Below are 20,590 nucleotides of genomic sequence, written 5' to 3'. Positions count from 1 at the left end.
ATGATGAAAAATCGAATGTTCAAACACCTTCATCGCTGGTTAGTTGACCGCCCTTTTAAAAAAGGAAAAGTCATTTGCGGGCGCTATGAAATCATAGATGTACTGGGAATGGGAAGCTATGGTATAACATATGTTGCTAACGATATTGTGCAACAAAAAGAGGTAGTAGTAAAACAGCTCCGTAAAACAAAGCAGCGCACGTCTCAGGGGCTGAAGTCTTATCATTATGAAGCGAAACTGCTGTCTCAATTAAATCATCCTCAAATTCCTTCACTGTATGAAGCTATCGAAACAGATGAAGGTTGTTTCTTAGTGATGGAATTGATTCAAGGGAAAACGTTTGAAGGTTTAATTTTTGAAGAGAAGTGCGTGTATACGGAAGAACAAGCGCTTGACATTTTACTTAATATTCTAGACGTAGTTTCTGCTATTCATGAGCAAGGAATCATTCACCGTGATCTTCGTATTCCAAATATTATTGATGTTAACGGAACCATCTATGTTATTGACTTTGGTCTTGCTAGATTTTTAGGGGACCATGAAGAAACAAGCACCCTTATAGAAGAACAGCAGTTTATGAGACAAACATCCGCTGCAAGCGATATCTATGCACTTGGTCATTTTCTTTTATTTTTATTATACTCTGGTTATGAGCCGACGGAAAAACAAGAAAGAAGCTGGGAACAAGAGCTAAATTTGTCGACACCTATTAAGATCATCATTCAAAAAATGCTGAGAGCAGATGAATCGTATGAAAGCATTAAAAGTTTACAAAAAGATATTTATGACTATATAAATAGTAAGAACTTAGGGAGGGGAAAGTATGGCGCTATTTAATAAAGCGTTAGCCCGCATTGGAATTGGTGCAGCGCGAGTGGACGCTAAGCTTGTCAATGATGAATTTCGTGCTGGTGAAAAGATTGAAGGGATTGTTGAAGTGTACGGAGGCAATGTTGAGCAGAAAATTGACAGCATCTATCTGCGTCTATTCACAACTTATGTAAAAGAAAGAGACGATAAAAAATACAAGCAGGATATTGAGCTCAATACGTTTAAGATTAACGACCCGTTCACGATTCAACCATCTGAAACGAAATCTATTCCTTTTACCTTTCAGCTGCCTGATGATACGCCTGTTACATTAGGGAGAACCCGGGTTTGGGTGGCGACGAGCCTCGATATTAAAGATGCCGTTGATCCGTCAGATATTGATCATGTAAAAGTGCTTCCTAACCTTATGGTAACAAGCGCAATTGAAGCTATGGAACAGCTTGGCTTTCGCTTGCGCCAAGTCGAGTGCGAAGAAGCCCCTCGCCGGATGAGAAAAAGACTTCCTTTTGTTCAAGAATTTGAATTTGTTCCAAGCGGTGGATTGTACGCTGGGAAAGTAGATGAAATTGAAATCATCGTACAGCCGAGCGGCTTACATGACTACGATTTATTTATAGAAGTAGATCGACGTGCCAGAGGGTTTGGCGGCTTTCTATCTGAAATGCTGGATGCAGATGAGTCGCTCGTTCATGTTCATGTTTCTGAAAAAGAAATTCCTCAGTTAAAAAATATATTAACCAATATTATTTCACGCTATAGCTAACGTGCATAGCTCTCCTTTATTTTTCGTATATTAAAGACAGTAAAAAGAAAGGAGAGAGGTATATGCCGCAATCAAAGCAAACGAAAAAAATAAATGCAAAAGAGGAATTTTCGGCTGAATTTGTCGTTCATCAAGCTCCTAAGCCGGAAGACTATATTCAGCCAAAACGTGTGAATAAGTAAAGCATGTAGAACGCTACATGCTTTTTCTTTTAATAGGTTGGAGGAAAAAAAAATGGTAAATCGCACTACAAAATATTCTCTATTTATTGTATCGCTTTTAGCTTTCTTTTTACTCATTTTATTTACGTTTAATACACCTTGGGTGAAACAGCTTGACTTTAATGTACTTCATACCATTGAAGGATGGAGGACGGACACGTTAACACCCATCATCATATTTATAACAACCGTAGGATCTTGGTATGTCACTGCGCCAATATGGTTTGCAATTATAGTATTTCTTCTTTATAAACGAAAAGGGTTGCTCGCTTTATATATCACGCTCGTTTTTTGGGGAGTTCGCGCTTTAAATTGGGGATTGAAGGAGATTTTTGCAAGACCAAGACCTGATTGGAGTCAAGTCGTTCCCGCCTCTCACTATAGTTTTCCGAGCGGACATGCCATGAACTCAATGGCGTTTTACAGCGGAGTACTTTTGTTAATATGGATGTATACAAGAAGCAGGGCTGTTAAAACGGCAGCTGCATGCGTAATAGCTATTGTTATTTTATTAATTGGATTTAGCCGTTTGTATTTAGGTGTCCACTTTTTAACGGATATACTAGCAGGATATTGTTTAGGACTTGCTTGGTCCTTAGGAGTCTATCTCCTTTCTAAACGCCTATATAACCAAAAATAGGAGCAATGGTTACATTTTTTTCGTTAATATTTCATTTTGTTTAAGTAGGCCTATTGATTCATCCATTCAAAAACAACTAATGATAAAATGGGAAACAAATATTTTATGTACATATTTAATAAGAAAAAACTAGTAATTTCGACAAAAAACGTTTTAATTCGATAAAGGATTTTCGGATTTTATCACTAATTATATAAGAATACATGACGTAAAAGAGTAAATACTTGCTTTTGGGTGGAGGGAAGAATGTTGAGTGTGTGGACCACAATAAAAAAACAATTTAATATTAGCACAGAATATGATGTAACCATTATGCAAACAGAAGAAAAAGGCGAAAAGCGCGGATATAAGCCTGTCCATCGTCTAACGATTACAGCATTCGATCATCAAGACGCAGCAACACAAGTATTTCAAATGTTTAATATTGCTGATAATTTGCCAAAAGATTGTGATGCGAGGTTTATCAGCACAGGCGATATTTTGTTAATTGACGAAGGTACTCGAGGAAAGTATTACTACAAGCTATGGACAGACGGCTGGCAAAAAGTGAACCGCCTGCACGTACGCTAAACATAAGATAAAGCGACCTATCTGGCCGCTTTTTATTTATATGTTGACCCTTAGTAATCACGAGTATGATGGCCAGGGCCATTTTTTCGGTTTGTTGCTGAATATTCATCCCCATGGGCTTCATGTTCTGCTATAATTGCTTCTTTTGGAATATGATTATTCTTTTTAGGCGAATTAATTCGATTGCGATGTTTTTTTCCCATACATATCACCTCAGCTAACGTTAGTAAATCCCTTGCGCTATTAGCGTACCCTTATATAAAAAGACATACTACGCCATTTTTTGGGCTGTATGCCTTTTTATTTTTGACGCATAATGTTAGAAGTAAATAGACAAGCAAGGGATACAATATGGTATAGTGAAAGCGTAAGATTTTTTACATATAGGAGGTACGAAATGAGCGTACATATTGGGGCAAAACAAGGTGATATTGCAGAAACGATTTTACTTCCAGGTGATCCACTTCGTGCAAAATACATTGCAGAAACGTTTTTAGAAGATGTAACTTGCTATAACGAAGTGCGCGGTATGCTTGGATTCACAGGAACATATAAAGGAAAGCGCGTTTCTGTTCAAGGAACAGGAATGGGTGTACCATCAATTGCTATTTATGTAAATGAACTAATGAATGAATATGGTGTTCAAAACCTAATTCGCGTTGGTACATGCGGAGCAATTCAAAAAGATGTAAAAGTACGTGACGTTATTTTAGCCATGTCTTCGTCAAGTGATTCACAAATGAACCGCGTTAAATTTGGTCCTATTGACTATGCACCGACAGCTAACTTTGATTTATTAAAGCGCGCTTACGATGCAGGTGTTGAAAAAGGCCTTCAGTTAAAAGTAGGAAGTGTATTTACATCTGATCAATTTTACAATGAAGACGGCCAGCTAGAAAAATTGGCAGCTCACGGCGTATTGGCAGTTGAAATGGAAACAACGGCTTTGTATACCCTAGCCGCTAAATACGGCCGTAATGCTTTATCGGTTTTAACAGTAAGTGATCACATTTTCACTGGTGAAGAAACAACGTCAGAAGAGCGTCAAACGACGTTTAACGATATGATTGTTGTTGCGCTTGAAGCAGCAATTAATGAATGAACATAATTTCATTTCGTTTATTTGCTGAATGGCAGCGAAATGCTGCGGCGTAACAAATAAAAAGGCGAGAAGCTTGATTGCTTCTCGCCTTTTTATTTGTGAAAATTAATTGTTTCCAAACGGGAAATTGTATGGTACGATTTGATACGTTAAAAACGGCTTTGATTTTCGTGAAAGTCGAAAATCGTATAAAAAATTCATAAGAGGTGATCAACCATCATGATGGCAAGTATTAAACAGCAGTGGTTTTCAAACGTTCGAGCAGATATTTTGTCTGGGATGACAGTTGCTCTTGCGCTTATTCCAGAAGCCCTTGCTTTTTCCATTATCGCCGGTGTCGATCCCATGGTTGGCCTGTATGCATCTTTTTGTATGGCAATTGTGATTGCTTTTACAGGCGGAAGACCAGCTATGATTTCAGCTGCAACAGGAGCAATGTCTTTATTGATGATTGACTTAGTCAAAGATCACGGCATTGAGTATTTATTTGCAGCTACTGTTTTAACCGGAATTATTCAAATTTTACTTGGTGTTTTGAAAGTAGGAAGGTTTTTATCATTTCTTCCTCAAACAGTTATGATTGGATTTGTAAATGCGCTAGGTATTTTAATTTTTACAGCACAGCTTCCCCATTTTCAAGGAGCAAATTGGATGATGTACGCAATGGTAGCCGGAACGCTGCTCATCGTCTATTTGTTTCCGCTCATGACCAAAGCAATACCATCTCCGCTTGTTGCCATTGTCTTGATGACGATTGTAGCGATTGTCTTTCATTTAGATTTAAAAACGGTAGGAGATATGGGGAATATTACGCGTTCGCTTCCGGTTCTTCACTTTCCAAAGGTTGATTTATCAGTGGAGACACTGCTTATCATTTTACCTTATTCGCTTCCTTTAGCGATTGTAGGCCTACTTGAATCTATGCTAACGGCAACGGTGCTGGACGAAATTACAGATACGCCTTCGAATAAAAATAAAGAAGCGCGCGGTCAAGGCATCGCTAATATTGTAACAGGTTTCTTTGGAGGAATGGCTGGCTGTGCCATGATTGGACAATCTATGATTAATGTAAAATCAGGGGGACGTGGAAGGCTATCTACCTTAGTGGCCGGAGTCTTTTTATTGTTCTTAATTATGGTGCTTGGCGATGTTGTTAAACAGATTCCAATGGCTGCTCTTGTAGGCGTTATGTTTATGGTAGCTGCCGGTACATTTGATTGGCAGTCCCTTAAAGACTTAACGAAGTACCCACTATCGGATGCCATTGTAATGGTTGTTACGGTGGTTATCGTATTGTTTACACATAACTTAGCATTAGGAGTAATGGTAGGTATTGTTTTAAGTACGATTGTATTTGGCTGGAAGATGGCTAAAATCAAAACAACTTCACAAACACAAGGCAATATGAAGCAATACAGGGTTTCAGGGCAATTATTTTTTGCCACCATCAGCTTCTTCATGGATGAATTTCAGTATGAAACAGACCCGGATACCATCATTATTGATTTTAGTTCTTCTCATATATGGGATCAATCGGCCGTGATCGGCATCTCAAAAATTATCGATAAATATGAGCGATTGAATAAAAAGGTTATTGTAAAAGGATTAAATGAAGACAGTAAAAAAATCGTAAGGCAAATTGGCATAACGTCGCTGTCGAACAAATAAAAGGTGTGCAGTAGCACACCTTTTTTACTTGTTTCGTTTTAGTAGCTGTATGAGCCAGGTGGAAAAAGAAGTTGTAGATGAAGGTACGGATGTCTGTTTTAACAAAATAGCATAGGCTTTGCGCCGATATTGGTAATCAAGCATGCATATCCGCTCCTTTTAAAACAGGATTTGGAAACGTTTTCTTCATTGTAGCATGCTTAATAGGGAGATAAAAGAAAAAAGAGAGACCATCGTCTCTCTTTAATCATTTCCAAACATATAGCGTTTATGATGCCATGAGATTCCAAACATCAGACCCATTGCAAACATGTTCCCCATCAGTGAACTACCTCCATATGAAATAAAAGGAAGTGGAATTCCGGTAATAGGCAAGACTTGAATGGTCATACCGATATTTTGAAATACGTGGAACGTAAGCATTGAAATAACGCCTACACATAAGTAAGAATTGAATTCATTTTTTGTTTCAAGGCCTAGCTTGATCAAGTAATAAACGAGTACGAAGAAAAGACTAATAACAATGCTGGCGCCTATAAAGCCAAACTCTTCTCCAATAACCGCAAAAATAAAGTCGGTCTGTCCCTCTGGCAAATAGACAACTCCATTTCCGATTCCTTTACCGTTTACCATTCCTGATCCAATTGCATCTAACGATTTCTTTAAATGATAGCCCTCTCCCGAACTATATGACTCAGGATCAAGCCAAGAATAAATACGTCCAAATTGGTATTGCTTAACCCCTAGATACTTTTCTAATAGGTTAGGTGCATAAACAACAAGTCCCAAAATGACAGAACCAACCGCCGTAATAGCTAAAAATGCAGGCGCGATGATTTTCCAGCTTACGCCTGAAACAAATACAAGTCCGACCGTGATTGCTAAGAACACAAGAGCGGTACCTAAGTCAGGCTGCTGCATAATTAATAATAAAGGTAAAGCAAGTACAGCACCCAGTTTACCAAGCAGTAAAAAGTCTTCTCTTACTGTCCGGATACGATATTTTTCATTGTGTTTAACAATGACCGTACTCAGTGTGATAATCAAAAACACTTTCATAAACTCTGATGGCTGTAACGAAAAGCCGGGAAGTGTGAACCAACTTTTTGCCCCGTTAATTTCTCTGGCAATGCTTGACGGAGCCACTAGTAAAAGAAGTAATAAAAAGTTCCCAAATCCATAAAAAACCCACGTTAGCTTTTGAAGCTGATCGGAGTCAAAACGCATGATAAACCCTATAATCACCATTCCGATTATATAAAACACAACTTGTTGCGCTACGAAGTTCTTATCATACTGCCCAATTTTTTCAGCACTATGGATTGCCACAACGCTTACGCAAAACAATAGGAAGATTAGGAAAGCCAAGTTCCAGTCAAATCTACTAACATTTCTTTGATTTTCACCCATATTATTCACCTGTCACTATTAAATCTCATTCTTTCTTTATGATAAAAGAAAAATGCTGGTTTTTAATGCAAAGTCGATTAATGAAGAGTCGCACTAACCCCACTTTGCAGTTTTTGCTTTGAATATAGACTTGCTAAAAGTAAGAAAAGATATGTCGCAAGCTGCGTTACCATACAGCCTTTTATTATACATGAATTATTCTATAACATAAATAGGAGAAATGATAACAATTTCTTTTTTTCTAAAAACTCTATTTGCAGGGATTTATTCAATTCATCTTCTTTATCTCCTTAAAGGTTAATATGAAAACATATTATAGGAATTTATCTTTTTTTGCACGTGAAAAGATAAAGAAACGTGTATATATATAACGAAAGAAAGGGCAAATAGTTTCATATGAACGACTGAAAAATTCTAAACTGCGAGGACTAAATCTAGCAAGCTATACATATGAATAATAGTAAAGATAAGAGAAAGTGTTCTACACTATCTTTTTCTACATGCAGACATTCAACTTCTTAGCACTCCCACGAGTAAACAATTGAGACAAGAATACAGTTATATTCTACTTTCTTGCTGATGAACGAATGTATAGAAGGTATACGGATAGATTAACGAATAAGAGACACAGGATATTAGGAAAATAATAGATAGAGATTAATAGAATCATAACGTAGAGAGGTGTGTTTATGATTATAGGGGCAAGTGTGATAGCATTTTTATTATTATGGTGGACAATTTTTTATAGCGGGCGCTACTATCATTATGTTTCAGAGCCTGTTGGCAAAAGAATTTCCCTTCACGTAGGAATACATGTCACCTTAGTGGTTGGAGTGAATGCATGTCTCTGGCTTGAGCAGCCGCTGCTTTTTTCTAGCATTTTAGCAGGGTGTGCAGGACTAGGAGCCGGATGGTTTGTAGGGATTCCTTTTTCGGTAAAAAGTATTTTAAGCGGAATAATGGGGGGCATAGGAACAGGTGTTAGTTTTTATATCTCTATGAGCATGTGGATGGATCAATTTAACTGGCTATCTTTTTTATTGATAGGAACGAGCGTTATTTTTAGCGGAAGCTCGTTATTTCAAGTGTTAAAATCGATTCCGTCATTTGAAAAGGTACTGGTAAAAATGTGGGTTCAACATCCTTTTCTAATAGCTCCTATTTTGATTACCGTATTTTGGCTGTATAATTTTATTGAAAAATATTTCCCGCAAGCAGATCCAACACGCAAGTAGTTTCCGTGTTGGATTTATTATTTCCTCCGGTAAGGCTCCCCTTTGAGCTCATCAAGTTTGACACGTACAATTAGTCTATAGAAGGTAAAAGTAGACATTCACCTATCTTCATTATGATGCATATTGTAACGTAGCAAGCATTATAAAGGGGGAGTGCGTATGTATCCATATCAATACGATCCACGTTTTCAAAATTTTTTCCACCTGGAGGAGGTCAAGGGTTTCCATCGTTTCCACCTGGAGGAGGCCAAGGATTTCCGCCACCGCCACCTGGAGGAGGAGGCCAAGGATTTCCACCGCCACCACCTGGAGGAGGGGGCCAAGGGTTTCCCCCGCAGGGAGGAGCGCAGCCGCCTTCAAGTCCACCGCCAGCTTTTACACCTACACCAAAGCTAGGTTCAGGAGGTCCATCGCTTTATGCTGTTGATCCAGGCGCTATTTCAGGATGCTTATACCGATATACCTATATATGGCCGAGAAATGGTCGACCTTACTGGTTTTACCCAACCTTTGTAGGCAGACGCTCAGTTGCAGGATATCGCTGGACAGGATCTTTCTGGGTGTATGCTGGGGTAGATGTAAATCAAATTCGAGAATTTCAATGTGTATAAAACTCCGCTTGCGGAGTTTTTTTGTGCGAAAAGGTTGACGCATAAAAAATGGCGTTATATAATAAATCTCGAATTAAAGATAATTTGTTTAGAAATATCTCGAACTAATGATAATAGACACTTTTTAGGAGATGACATTTATGGCAAATGTATTATATGTAAAAGTAAATCCGCAGGTTGATGAAGCATCATTTTCAACTCGTTTAGCACAGGTTTTCTTAGATGAGTATAAAACAGCAAACCCGACTGATACAGTGACAACGCTTGATCTGTATAAAGAAACAGTTCCATTCATTGATGGAGATGTTTTAGCGGCATGGGGAAAAGCTGGAGCTGGTGAAGAATTATCAACCGTTGAATTAGAAAAAGTAACGCGTATGGGTGAATTAGTAGAGCAGTTTTTACAAGCTGACAAAGTTATTTTCTCAGCTCCAATGTGGAACTTAAGCTTCCCTCCACTAATGAAAGCATATATTGATAACATTTTAATTGCAGGAAAAACGTTTAAATATACTGAAAATGGTCCAGTAGGATTAGCTTCAGATAAAAAAGTAGTATTACTAGAAGCTCGTGGAGGAGTGTATTCAGAAGGCCCTGCGGCAGAGCTAGAATTTACTCAAAGCTATTTACGTACAGTGATGAGCTTTATTGGTGTTCAAGATTTCCAACTGGTTGTTGCAGAAGGCATGGCTTACACACCAGCAGAAGCAGACAATATTCTAGCAAAAGCATCTGAAAAAGCAAAAGAAGTTGCATCAACGTTCTAATGTCAAAAGCCCTTTAAAAGGGCTTTTTTTAGGTTTAAAATTCAATATCCCGCCTTCGGAAAATATGTAAAGGGTTACATAAAATGCAGCGTAGAGAACGTACTTCTTATAAAAACGATTATACATTTTTATTTACAAGACAAAAAAAGCATGGTTAAATAATGACCATGTTAACGTAACATCGGGATAGGGGAAGTTTTTCTGCAGAATCATTGGGGTATGCTACAAGTACAATCTAAAAAAGGGTGATTGAGATGTTTAAAAAATTATTTGGTAATAAGACAAAATCAAAAGAAACAACCGTTCTAGCTCCGCTTTCAGGTAATATCCTGCCAATAAGCGAAGTGCCAGATCCAGTGTTCTCACAGAAGATGATGGGAGACGGTTTTGCAATCGAACCTTCAGAAGGACAAGTTGTTTCACCTGTTGCTGGGGAAGTCGTTCAGCTTTTCCATACAAAACACGCGGTAGGCTTAAAAACAGAAGCCGGTACGGAAGTATTAATACATATCGGCCTTGAAACAGTGGCAATGGAAGGCGAAGGATTCGAAGCTCACGTGGCACAAGGTGACAAAGTAAGTGTAGGAACACCTCTTATCACATTTGATTTAGCGCTTATTCAAGAAAAAGCGAAAAGCATTATCACACCAATCGTTATTACAAACAGTGATGCAAGTGAAAGTTTCGAAATTTTGGCTCAAGGGACGGTTCAAAAAGGCGAAACGGCTTGTGCAAAAGTAACGATGAAGTAATAAGCAAGGCCTTTTCCTTTAAGAAAGGAGAGCGCATTTGAAGATTTTAAAAGTGTTAAATAACAACGCCGTTGTCTTTAAGGAAGGCGGAGTTGAAAAAATTGCGATGGGTCCCGGTATTGCTTTTCAAAAAGGTAAAAATGATCTTATTAATGCTGCAAAAGTGGAGAAAGTCTTTGTCATGAAAGAAGAACAGGAAAAGTTTCAGGAACTATTAAAAAACCTTCCTGAAGAGCATATTCAAGTGGCGGAAGAAATCATTTCTTATGCTGAGCAGCAGCTTTCTGCTACGTTAAGTCATCATGTGCATATTGCTTTGAGCGATCATTTATCTTTTGCTGTTGAAAGGATAGCCCGCGGTATTTCCATCCAAAATAAATTGCTTAATGAAATTAAATCTCTCTATCAGCCTGAGTATGCAATAGGAGTATGGGCTCTTCAGCATATCAAAAAGAGATTAGATATCACGATGCCGGTTGACGAAGCGGGATATATTGCGCTTCATATTCATACGGCGAAACTGAATTCACCGGGAATGCAGCAGCTCATGATGAATACAACGATTATTAATGAAATGGTTACGATTATAAAAAAAGAGCTGAATACGGAGATTGATGAAAACAGCATGTCCTATCAGCGGCTGCTGACTCACTTGCGCTTTGCGTTAAACCGTTTAGCGCAAAATGAACCTTTTCATGAAATGGATGAAGAGATGCTCGACGTATTAAAAGTCAAATATAAAAAATCGTATCAGTGTGCTGAAACGATAAAGCAATTTGTCAAAGATGAGTACGAAATTAATTTTCCAGAAGCGGAGCTAGGATACATTACGCTTCACATTTGCCGAATAGAGCAAAGAATATAGAAAAAAAAACATTGACGAATATTGTTGCTTTGAGTACAATGAAAGCGTATTAATTGAATAATCGGGATTGTGACTGGTAAAGCAGGCAAGACCTAGAATGCGCATGAAGGACAAGTGTGTCTTTTATAAGCGTGTTTTAGGTCTTGCTTTTTTTATGACATACAAAAAGGAGGAAGTAAGATGGACGTAAAAGAAATTGCTAAAAAACTTGTTCCGCTTTTAGGAGGAAAAGAAAATATTGCTAGTGCGCAGCACTGTGCTACGCGTTTGCGCCTAGTTATTCGAGATGAAAGCAAAATCGATCAAAAAGGTTTAGATGAAATAGAAGATGTAAAAGGGGCTTTTTCAAATTCAGGACAGTTTCAAATCATTTTTGGAACCGGTCTCGTTAATAAAATCCACGCTGCTTTTGTGAAAGAATTAGGTGCTGACGAGGCTGCTGCCCCAGCGGATCATCAAGAAGAAATGAAAAAGAAAATGAACCCATTTGCCCGTTTTGCCCGCATGCTTTCCAATATTTTTGTTCCGATTATTCCAGCCATTGTAGCCAGTGGTTTGCTAATGGGACTGCTCGGGATGATGAAAGCGTTCCACTGGGTCTCAAAAGATAGCGCGTTGTTTGTGTTGTTGGATATGTTCTCAGGCGCAGCATTTATCATTTTACCGATTTTAATCGGGTTTTCAGCTGCAAAAGAATTTGGTTCAAATCCTTATCTGGGAGCGGTTATCGGCGGGATCTTAACGCATCCGATGTTATTAAATCCGTGGACATTAGCAGATGCTAAGCCAGAATATATGGATTTGTTTGGCTTAAGTATTCCGCTGATTGGCTATCAAGGTACGGTCGTTCCGATTTTATTGGCTATCTACGTCATGAGCAAAATTGAAAAGGGACTCCGGAAAATTGTGCCGAATTCGGTTGATTTACTTGTTACGCCTTTTTTAACTGTTATTATTACAGGATTTGTGTCACTTGTGTTTATTGGTCCTTTCGGTCGCTATATTGGAGATTTAATTTCGATCAGCCTTCAGTCTCTATACGATGTAGCCGGAGTGTTTGCAGGAATTTTGTTTGGTGGCTTATATTCCACCATTGTATTAACAGGCTTGCAGCACAGTTTTCATGCTATTGAAGCAGGACTGCTTGCTAATCCGAAGATTGGCGTTAACTTCTTACTTCCTATTTGGGCCTGCGCGAATGTGGCGCAAGGAGGAGCAGGGCTGGCTGTTTACTTTAAGACGAAAAATGCCAAAACGAAAAAAATTGCGATTCCAGCGGCTATTTCTTCCTTCTTAGGAATTACAGAACCGATTATTTTCGGCGTCAACTTAAGACTTCGCAAGCCATTTATTGCGGCGGCTATAGGCGGAGCAGCCGGAGGAGGCTATGTTGTACTTATGCACGTAGTAGCCAATGCCTACGGACTCACAGGTATTCCAATGATGGCCATTGCTGCACCGCTTGGTATGAGCAATTTAATTCACTATATAATCGGCATGATTATTTCTGTAGGTGTAGCATTCGGCGTTACGTGGTTCATGAAACTAAAAGAAGACTGAGAAGCAGCGGTAAGCATACGAGAATAAAGAATGGTATTAGATTTGCTCATCATATTTTATGGTGAGCAAATTTTGTGTCGTAAATATGAAACTTTTTAAAAAGTAATACGTAGAACAGTCAAAGAGATAAGTTGATGTTGTGTAACAGGAACGTAAATGCTACACTACATATATTGGATTGTACTATTATAGTCAGAAAGAGAGCTGGCACATGGAATTTTATCACGATCTTTTTCTATATGCGCCGTATTTATCTGCTTTCGTTTTATACATCCTTTGTTATTATATGCTTCGTGAAGCTAGGTTTACGGCTTTTCATGCGGAACCTGTCACCGACCATGTGAATGCAGGGATTGACCCTTCAGTATTAACAATATGGAAAAGACGAAATGTATTTATACATGTGTATAGAAAAACACCAGTTAAAGAGAAGAATAATGATGAAGAAGATCCTTTCCTTCTGAAAAACACTTCATACATTTAGTCATTATTAGGAGGAAAGAATATGAAAAGAAATAAAAAATTATTATTGCTTGGTTTAATGGGAGCGCTTCTTTTAGCTCTAGCCGGCTGTAGCAGTACAAAAACACCGGTCACGGCTACAAGCGGCGGATTCTGGGATCATTATTTTGTTTACCCTTTATCTATGGCATTAACGAAAATTGCTGAGTGGGCAGGCGGAAGCTATGGTCTGTCTATTATTATTGCGACGGTTATCATTCGTTTAGTTCTATTGCCACTTATTTTAAAACAGCAAAAGAGCACGATGGCTATGCAAGCACTTCGTCCAGAGATGGAAAAGATTCAAAAGAAATATGCTGGTAAAAAAGATCCTGAAACACAGCAAAAGCAGCAAAAAGAAATGATGCAGCTTTACCAAACGCATAAAATTAATCCGGTTGGCGGATGTTTGCCAATCTTTATTCAAATGCCTATTATTATCGCATTTTATAATGCCATTGCACGAACGCATGAAATTGCGCAGCATTCATTCTTATGGGTAAGTTTAGGAAAGCCAGATCCTTACTTCATTTTACCGGTAGTTGCAGCGATTACGACATTCTTACAAATTCGTGTAAGTATGACGGATGAAATTCAACCTCCAATGAAAATGATGATGAACATTATGCCAATCTTCATCTTAGTAGCGGGAATTTCACTTCCATCTGCTCTTGCATTATATTGGGTAATTGGTAACTTATTCGGAATTGGACAAGGTTACTACTTGAAAAAACGTATGAGTTTATTAAAAGAAAAAGATGCGGCTAATAATACAGCACAAGCTAAAACAAAGCCATCACCAAAATCTAAGTCAAAATCATAATATACAAAAAGCGCAGCTATTCGCTGCGCTTTTTTATTTTTTTAAAAGAGGCTGGGACAAAAGTAGTTTAGCCGAAGTGAAAAACAAACCATTAATCAAAATATTTGATTAGTGGTTTGTTTTTTTTGTTATGGTGAACGGAGATTTCATCTATTTCGTTGCTTCTAGCAGTTGATTGGAGGGCTAGACGAAGTCTTGCACGGAAATCAACTGCGGTGTCACAAGAGGTTCAGCTCATGTATCCCATTTGTTCGTCTTTCGATTAAATTCATTTCGTTATGTCTTAACCTCTTTTATTTTTTCAAAAATGTGATGAGATGAGGAGATTTGTGTAACGCTATAAAAAAAGACAGGAGTGAACATGGTGAAAAAAATAGCGTTATGTCTGCTTTTTCTTATGTTGTTCCCTATGCAAATAAATGCTGCCAATACAGTGAAAGTCAGTTTTATACGGCAAGGAAACCTATGGGTATATGATAACGGTACCGAAAGGCAGTTATCCTATGCCCGTCATGCCTCTATGCCTCAATGGTCATCACATGGAGACATAGTTGCTTATGCAGAAAATGATTCTTTAATGATTGCACCGTTAAAAGGAAAGCCGTTACTTGTTGAACATGATGTGACTCATTATCAATGGTCACCGGTTGCTGAGGAACTTGCGTATATTTCGAATGGAATCTTAGTATATTACAACGTTAAAACGCATGAAAAGAAGCGTGTAGCCGTAGGAGTTGATCAGTTTTCATGGTTTCCAGAAGGAGATCGATTTTTAATTACGTCAGCTGCTGCGCTGGCGCCGACCGGATGGGGACCGGTAAAGCTATATACAGTGAGCAAATATGCAGGGTTAGACGTAAAAAAAGTGGAGGCTTTTACGACGCTGCCAGCAGAAAATGATTCATTTTTTGCCTATACAACAAGCAGCTTCAAATGGTCTCCTAACGGTCAATGGATTAGTTTTATTGCTATTCCAACGGCTTCGATGTCTGCAGATGCAAATAAGCTGTGCATCATTACAAAAGAAGGGAAAGCTTTTCAAGTAGTGGGAGATATGCTTAATGTACCCAATTGGTTTAAGTGGAGTAATGAAGAGTCAGTACTGGCATTTATTAATGGGGAAGGAAGGTTTGCCACTGAAAATAAAAAGTTCACTTTAAAAGAGATGCCGGTTTTTAAAGAACATGTGTTTACTCCAAAAGGCTTCGCAGATTGGGATTTTACTTGGACAGAAAAAGATAACATCATCATTTCACGTGTGCCCGAAGCAGGGTGGTCGAATGATGAAAAAAAGAGGCCACTGCCTTTTTTGTATAGCATGAACGTAAAGACCAATAAGCAAAGTCAGTTCACATTTCCACAAAAAGGCTTAGGAGATTATGCGCCTGTTTATCATAAAGCAACGAATCAAACGATGTGGATTCGTACAAATCGAAAACAAGCAAATCTTTTAACATGCGTAAAAGACACGAAAAATCATAAGGTACTTATTTCAGGCTTAGACCTGCCGGAAAATTATTATGAGCTGTATCGGTGGAATGAAGTATTTAGCGTGTACAACCCTTAATAGCTAATTAAAACATAAGAAACTAAGGTGAAAAAATGAATATACGATTGTTGGTAAAAGAAGACGCTGACGCGTACTTTGAACTCCGTCTTCGTGCTTTAAAAGATCATCCCGAAAGTTTTATTTTAAGTTATGAAGAAGAATATGAAAAAGAAATTGCTGACATCCGAAATTATTTTCCAAGCAGTCAATCAGAATTTGTAGTAGGAGCTTTTATAGAAAAACAGCTTGTGGGGATCGTAGGGTTTCAGCAGCAAAAGCCTTTAAAAGTTCAGCATAAAGGAGATATTTGGGGGATGTACGTAGCCCCTGAAGCAAGGGGGAAAGGTCTTGGAAAGAAGCTGTTAAAAACCGCTGTTGAACAAGCTTTTTCAAAAACAAATGTTTTGCAAATCTACCTGGCCGTCGCTGCTAAAAATGAAGGAGCAAAAGTCCTATACAAAAGCCTCGGTTTTACTTCTTATGCGTATGAAAAAAGAGCTCTTCAAGTAGATGGTGAATTTATCGATGAAGAGCATATGGTATTGTGTATGAAAAGCCTTTGATCATATCAAAGGCTTTTTTGTGCGGGAAAAATTTAGCTGAAACGTATAGAGATGGAAGCACATTTCCCATAAATATGCTATGATTTAACATATAGGATTATGGAGAGGCGAGGCAGCAGATGGAAAAACTGATTGAATTAAAAAATGTTGCAAAAGTATACAAAAAACATACCGTATTAGAAAACATTCACACGACCCTTTATAAAGGAGAGACTGTCGCGATTGTTGGAAAAAACGGTGCGGGAAAAAGTACGTTTTTAAAGCTAATTGGCGGATTATCTAAACCGACTAAAGGGACAATTCACCTTCATAAAGAAACCGGTACGCCTGGATTTGTGGTGGAACAATTTCCTCAGGAGCTGCGTTTTACGCTAGCAGGTTATCTGCAGCACATGGGGCGAATTCAAGGATTATCTAAGAAAAAGCGCAGCTCTAGAATTGAAGAACTGCTCGAAACTTTCGAAATGGTAGAGTTTAGACATGAAGAAATCATTTCTTTTTCAAAAGGAATGAAGCAAAAAGTCAACATGATGCAAGCACTGCTGAGTTCTTCTAAGCTGCTATTGCTTGATGAACCTCTATCAGGATTAGATGCTCGTGCTCAGCTAGAAGTAGAACGGATTTTTACAAAGCTCAAAGAACGAGGGATGACCATTGTATTTACGTGTCATGAAGAAAGGCTCATTCATGCTGTAGCCGATCGTGTTATCACCATTGGCTCACAGCGCATTTTAAAAAATGAGCGCGTTCAACTCATTGAGCATTTAACGGTTATTGAGGCAAATGTCATTCTCAATAAGCCGCTTCGTTTATTAAAAGAAAAGTGCACAAAAATTGAACAGCACGGAAACTACTGGACTTTTTATATAGATAAAAAATATGTAAATGAGTTTCTTGCAGAATTGCTTGCTGTTCAAGCTGAAGTTGTAAAGCTATATCATATGGAAAGGGAAGAAATTTAAGATGGGTGCATTGATTCGCTATCATTTTATTACATACATTAAATCGTATCGATATATTCCGCCGCTTGCACTTTATATTATTTCGCTGTGTATGAACTATACATATAGACCGAACCCGGTGCTTGATAGCTTTTTTAATACGGCACTTTTCCTCTTCTTTCTAACCACTTGGTTTACGATGTCGCTGTTTCACGCAGAAGATTCCAGTCAAGAAGTTATTACAAAACTTCATGTAGGGAAAAAGAACAAGTACTTTATGAGCAAGCTTATTACCTGTATGCTGCTGTTTACGTTTTTATCAGCGGTTTCTATTGCTTATCCCGTGCTGCTTGATATGTTTGAAGTGGATATATCCACTAAGCAAATGGTGTTTGGGTTTATTATTCACTGGACGTTTAGTTTGCTTGGTATGAGCATAGGTCTTGTTTTTACAAGAGATGTTGTAAGAGAAGGCAGCTTATCATGGTTTGGACCTCTATTTATTTTAATCGTTACGCTTGCCGCGGCAGGCGTCTCATTTCCGTATCAAGGAGGCGGACTGCTGCTGTATGTATTGCCACCCGTATCTGCAATCATTCAATTTATTAACGAAGGATTAAACAAATTTTTGGTGTTTGGCTGGGCTTTGCTTTATGCCATAGCATTAATTAGCCTGTACTTGTGGAGAGCGAATAGAAGAGATGTATAAAGAATAAACACTTGCCGCGGCAAGTGTTTATTTATTATGAAGCACGTTATAAAGACGATCCGGGTAATTAGTAAACATACCGGTTACGCCCCACTCGATAAGCGTTCTCATTTGTTTTTCGTCATTTACTGTATAAGGATGAACGTCTAAATCGTACGAGCGAGCTTTTTGTACATATGGTTTTGTCAGCGTGTTTGCGTTCGGACCGATGCCGTTCGCGTACGTTTTGATTTGTCTGAACTGCTGATCTGTTAACATATTGGTTTGCTTAGAACGAATCAGTTGAATTAGTTTCATAGTAGGTCGGTATCGATGGACGGTTTTTAAGCTTTCAGGACTAAATGATTGTACAATGACGTGATTGGTATGAATGTTGTACTTAGCCATCAACGTCAACAATTCCTTTTCCATACCTGGATATTCATGAGGAGATTTTGTTTCAATATAATAGTTTGTTCGATTGCCAAACGTACGGAATATTTCTTCTAAAGTTGGAATGACGGCTTTTTTATTACCTTTTCCTGCGTTCAAACGCTGAAGCTGCTTCACTGTATATTGTTTTACATATCCTGTTCCATTTGTCGTTCGGTCAACTTTGTAGTCATGAATTGCTACAAGCTGCTGATCTTTAGACATGTGAAGATCAAGTTCAATGTAATCCGCTTTTTGCTGGACGGCCGCGAGATAAGATTGCATCGTATGCTCTGGCTCATACCCTGATGCGCCTCGATGAGCAATAATGGCTACTTTTTCTGCTTGAATAGAAGCTGCCTGCGTATGTATAAACATAAAAATGCCGCATAAACAAAGAGTGAGTGAGCTTACAAACCACCATTTTCGTCTCATATCAAAACTCCTTTTTATTGAGGGGTCATGCATTAGTTTACTAGTGAGATGTTGTGTTCATATTAAGGCTGTGTAAATATTTAAATAAAACGAACCAGTATGTAATTAAAAGTAATAAACGCCGATGTTTAGTGAGAAACATCGGCTGTTTTTTCCGGGCGAAGGCTTGTATAAATAACGAGCCTTCGCTCATGAGTTTTCTGTTTATGATTAAACGTTCCCGTACAGGTGATTAAATTAAGCTGGTGTTGAAAAGTTGGACCGAAAATCTCTCTGATAGGAGCAGAATCTCGGGGATAAGAAGCTTTATTGGTAACAACAAAGGTCAGCTGATCCCCTTGCTGATCGGTTACAAAAATTTCATCTCCTTTTGTGAGCTTGTCGAGATGATAGAAGATAGCGGGTCCTTTTTGATCATCAACATGTCCTGCAATGACCGCATTTCCTTCCTCTCCGGGTCTTGCGCCAAGCTTAAACCAAGCTACATCATGACCATTATCAGGAACGCTCATTTCACCTTGGTTAGTAAGGCCCATTCCTTTTATGAAAGCCTTAATATGAAGCTTCGGAATAATAAGCTGAGATGGAAGAGGCGTAGAAGCGTTTCCTGAAGATTTCAAGGATTGAGCCGATTTTGTTTCAGCCATCTTCACAACAAAATCCGTCGAGCCGTTTGCAATTGCTGGTTGGGCAAACCAGCTGCTCATGAATAGTATAAAAGAAAAGGTGAAAACCCCTCCTATCCATTTCATTCGCTTTCGTATCCTCTGTGACGACGAACAACAAATATAGCGACCGCTCCAATTCCTAATAAAGTAAGAACTGGCACAATTGAATTATAATTATCCTGTGAAGCACCGCCCATACCTGTTTTTGGCATTTCGAAAGGCATAGCCGTATTATCTTTTAATAAAAGCGTTTCAAGACTGTCGGCTTTGTTAATAGCGAGCACTGTGTAGACCGTGTTAGCTTCTAAATTAAGGTTTGGAATGTCCAGTACTTTTTTATTGTCTTGACTAGTTGCGATGGTTAAATCATAGGTTCCGGCATCTACTTCAGAATAATTTGTCATTTGTTTAAAGGCAGTGTCTTTAAACAAAGTAGGGCCGTGATTAATACCTACATTAACAGCGGGAGCATCTGGAGAAAAGTGAGCAATTCGAATTTTACTCTTTCCTTTAGCTACGTTCATATCATCTTGAGCTACTTTTAATTCTAAGTGTGCAACTTGGTTAATAGCAGCAAGAGTATAGGCCTTGTTTGCTTCGACGGTTACATTAGTGGAAATGACAGGTTTTTCTTTTCCTTTTGTACCTATGGCGTATACCTCTATTTTATGAGACCCAGCAGGTACTTTAAGGTAATCTGTCACATCTTTAAACGATGCGCCGACTACGATGCTTTGATTGTCCACATATATATCTACTTCAGGTGCATCAGGTGACGCATGCACAACTCGTATCATCGCCTCCTGCACAGCTGCAGAAGTGAAATTATCTGAAAAAGCTAGCAATAAAACTGCGAGTAAAGAAGCAGCAATAATCTTTACACGGTTCATAACGTTTTACTCTCCTTTTAATCTAAGTTTGTCCTGTTAGTCCCGTATGAAAAGTGGTGGGCATGCATTCACTTTTGAACATGATCGGGTATTTATTCACTTGTT

General features: G+C 38.4%; 22 protein-coding genes and 1 pseudogene. 18 read left to right on the top strand and 5 right to left on the bottom strand.

The features are described 5' to 3' along the window. Nucleotides 1-3: 3 nt before the first annotated feature. From LAV82_RS01840 to LAV82_RS01825, 4 genes are all read left to right on the top strand, one after another. Nucleotides 4-837, top strand: coding sequence for a serine/threonine protein kinase (locus LAV82_RS01840; protein ID WP_499715553.1), 834 nt, complete (start codon nt 4-6; stop codon nt 835-837). Next, entirely contained in the window at nt 824-1,594 is a 771-nt protein-coding gene (locus LAV82_RS01835; protein ID WP_013058716.1) for a sporulation protein, read from the top strand. The genes LAV82_RS01840 and LAV82_RS01835 overlap by 14 nt, the downstream gene beginning before the upstream one ends. 234 nt (nt 1,595-1,828) lie before the next feature. Continuing rightward, nucleotides 1,829-2,455, top strand: a complete 627-nt coding sequence (locus LAV82_RS01830; protein ID WP_013058714.1) for a phosphatase PAP2 family protein — start codon at nt 1,829-1,831, stop codon at nt 2,453-2,455. 246 nt (nt 2,456-2,701) lie between these two features. Next, nucleotides 2,702-3,025, top strand: a complete 324-nt coding sequence (locus LAV82_RS01825; RefSeq protein WP_013058713.1) for a hypothetical protein — start codon at nt 2,702-2,704, stop codon at nt 3,023-3,025. A 50-nt stretch (nt 3,026-3,075) separates the two neighbouring features. On the opposite strand, the gene yoyE is transcribed toward LAV82_RS01825, so the two are convergent. Next, nucleotides 3,076-3,228, bottom strand: coding sequence for a protein YoyE (yoyE, locus tag LAV82_RS01820; RefSeq protein WP_013058712.1), 153 nt, complete (start codon nt 3,226-3,228; stop codon nt 3,076-3,078). Between the two features lie 194 nt (nt 3,229-3,422). Here yoyE and deoD point away from each other — a divergent pair, with 194 nt between their 5' ends. Both deoD and LAV82_RS01810 read left to right on the top strand, forming a co-directional pair. Continuing rightward, entirely contained in the window at nt 3,423-4,127 is a 705-nt protein-coding gene (gene deoD / locus LAV82_RS01815) for a purine-nucleoside phosphorylase (protein ID WP_013058711.1), read from the top strand. 219 nt (nt 4,128-4,346) lie between these two features. Continuing rightward, nucleotides 4,347-5,795: a SulP family inorganic anion transporter gene (locus LAV82_RS01810; RefSeq protein ID WP_499715549.1), complete on the top strand. Its 1,449-nt coding sequence runs from the start codon at nt 4,347-4,349 to the stop codon at nt 5,793-5,795. A 243-nt stretch (nt 5,796-6,038) separates the two neighbouring features. Here the strand turns inward: LAV82_RS01810 and LAV82_RS01805 are convergent, their stop codons facing one another. Further along, a complete protein-coding gene (locus tag LAV82_RS01805) occupies nt 6,039-7,205 on the bottom strand; it encodes an FtsW/RodA/SpoVE family cell cycle protein (protein WP_499715547.1) in 1,167 nt (388 codons plus the stop codon). Nucleotides 7,206-7,894: 689 nt separating this feature from the next. On the opposite strand from LAV82_RS01805, the gene LAV82_RS01800 reads away from it, so the two are divergent. From LAV82_RS01800 to LAV82_RS01745, 12 genes and pseudogenes are all read left to right on the top strand, one after another. Then, complete coding sequence (locus LAV82_RS01800) at nt 7,895-8,440, top strand: hypothetical protein (protein WP_013058708.1); 546 nt, start codon at nt 7,895-7,897, stop codon at nt 8,438-8,440. A 159-nt stretch (nt 8,441-8,599) separates the two neighbouring features. Continuing rightward, a pseudogene (locus tag LAV82_RS01795) lies at nt 8,600-9,051 on the top strand (transporter). A 140-nt stretch (nt 9,052-9,191) separates the two neighbouring features. Beyond that, nucleotides 9,192-9,818 carry an FMN-dependent NADH-azoreductase gene (locus tag LAV82_RS01790; protein ID WP_013058706.1) on the top strand — a complete coding sequence of 209 codons (627 nt, stop codon included), beginning with the start codon at nt 9,192-9,194 and terminating at the stop codon, nt 9,816-9,818. Nucleotides 9,819-10,072: 254 nt separating this feature from the next. Further along, nucleotides 10,073-10,570: a PTS sugar transporter subunit IIA gene (locus LAV82_RS01785; RefSeq protein ID WP_013058705.1), complete on the top strand. Its 498-nt coding sequence runs from the start codon at nt 10,073-10,075 to the stop codon at nt 10,568-10,570. Nucleotides 10,571-10,607: 37 nt separating this feature from the next. Beyond that, a complete protein-coding gene (locus tag LAV82_RS01780; protein ID WP_013058704.1) occupies nt 10,608-11,435 on the top strand; it encodes a PRD domain-containing protein in 828 nt (275 codons plus the stop codon). 180 nt (nt 11,436-11,615) lie between these two features. Next, on the top strand, nt 11,616-12,995 hold the full coding sequence (locus LAV82_RS01775) for a sucrose-specific PTS transporter subunit IIBC (protein WP_211077442.1): 1,380 nt from the start codon (nt 11,616-11,618) through the stop codon (nt 12,993-12,995). A gap of 211 nt (nt 12,996-13,206) precedes the next feature. Continuing rightward, a complete protein-coding gene (locus tag LAV82_RS01770; RefSeq protein ID WP_013058702.1) occupies nt 13,207-13,479 on the top strand; it encodes a hypothetical protein in 273 nt (90 codons plus the stop codon). Between the two features lie 21 nt (nt 13,480-13,500). Next, nucleotides 13,501-14,319, top strand: coding sequence for a membrane protein insertase YidC (gene yidC, locus LAV82_RS01765; protein WP_013058701.1), 819 nt, complete (start codon nt 13,501-13,503; stop codon nt 14,317-14,319). A 361-nt stretch (nt 14,320-14,680) separates the two neighbouring features. After that, nucleotides 14,681-15,886, top strand: coding sequence for a TolB family protein (locus tag LAV82_RS01760; protein WP_499715545.1), 1,206 nt, complete (start codon nt 14,681-14,683; stop codon nt 15,884-15,886). 35 nt (nt 15,887-15,921) lie between these two features. Next, nucleotides 15,922-16,431 (top strand): GNAT family N-acetyltransferase, encoded by a 510-nt coding sequence (locus LAV82_RS01755; protein ID WP_013058699.1) that lies wholly within the window; start codon nt 15,922-15,924, stop codon nt 16,429-16,431. 119 nt (nt 16,432-16,550) lie between these two features. Continuing rightward, nucleotides 16,551-17,393, top strand: a complete 843-nt coding sequence (locus LAV82_RS01750; RefSeq protein WP_211077446.1) for an ATP-binding cassette domain-containing protein — start codon at nt 16,551-16,553, stop codon at nt 17,391-17,393. Between the two features lies 1 nt (nt 17,394). Further along, the gene (locus tag LAV82_RS01745; RefSeq protein ID WP_057273894.1) at nt 17,395-18,081 is read left to right on the top strand and encodes a hypothetical protein; all 687 of its coding nucleotides are present in this window, start codon (nt 17,395-17,397) and stop codon (nt 18,079-18,081) included. Nucleotides 18,082-18,108: 27 nt separating this feature from the next. On the opposite strand, the gene LAV82_RS01740 is transcribed toward LAV82_RS01745, so the two are convergent. The 3 genes from LAV82_RS01740 to LAV82_RS01730 form a co-directional block, all read right to left on the bottom strand. After that, nucleotides 18,109-18,927, bottom strand: a complete 819-nt coding sequence (locus LAV82_RS01740; protein ID WP_013058696.1) for a glycerophosphodiester phosphodiesterase family protein — start codon at nt 18,925-18,927, stop codon at nt 18,109-18,111. Between the two features lie 128 nt (nt 18,928-19,055). Next, nucleotides 19,056-19,679, bottom strand: a complete 624-nt coding sequence (locus LAV82_RS01735; protein WP_211077447.1) for a class F sortase — start codon at nt 19,677-19,679, stop codon at nt 19,056-19,058. Beyond that, nucleotides 19,676-20,485 carry a DUF4397 domain-containing protein gene (locus LAV82_RS01730; RefSeq protein ID WP_211077448.1) on the bottom strand — a complete coding sequence of 270 codons (810 nt, stop codon included), beginning with the start codon at nt 20,483-20,485 and terminating at the stop codon, nt 19,676-19,678. The genes LAV82_RS01735 and LAV82_RS01730 overlap by 4 nt, the downstream gene beginning before the upstream one ends. Nucleotides 20,486-20,590: the final 105 nt, after the last annotated feature.

Source organism: Bacillus sp. ILBB4 (assembly GCF_035064545.1).
GTDB lineage: Bacteria > Bacillota > Bacilli > Bacillales > Bacillaceae_H > Priestia.
Note: the sequence above shows the minus strand (reverse complement) of the source record. Positions and strands in the feature narration are given on the sequence as shown.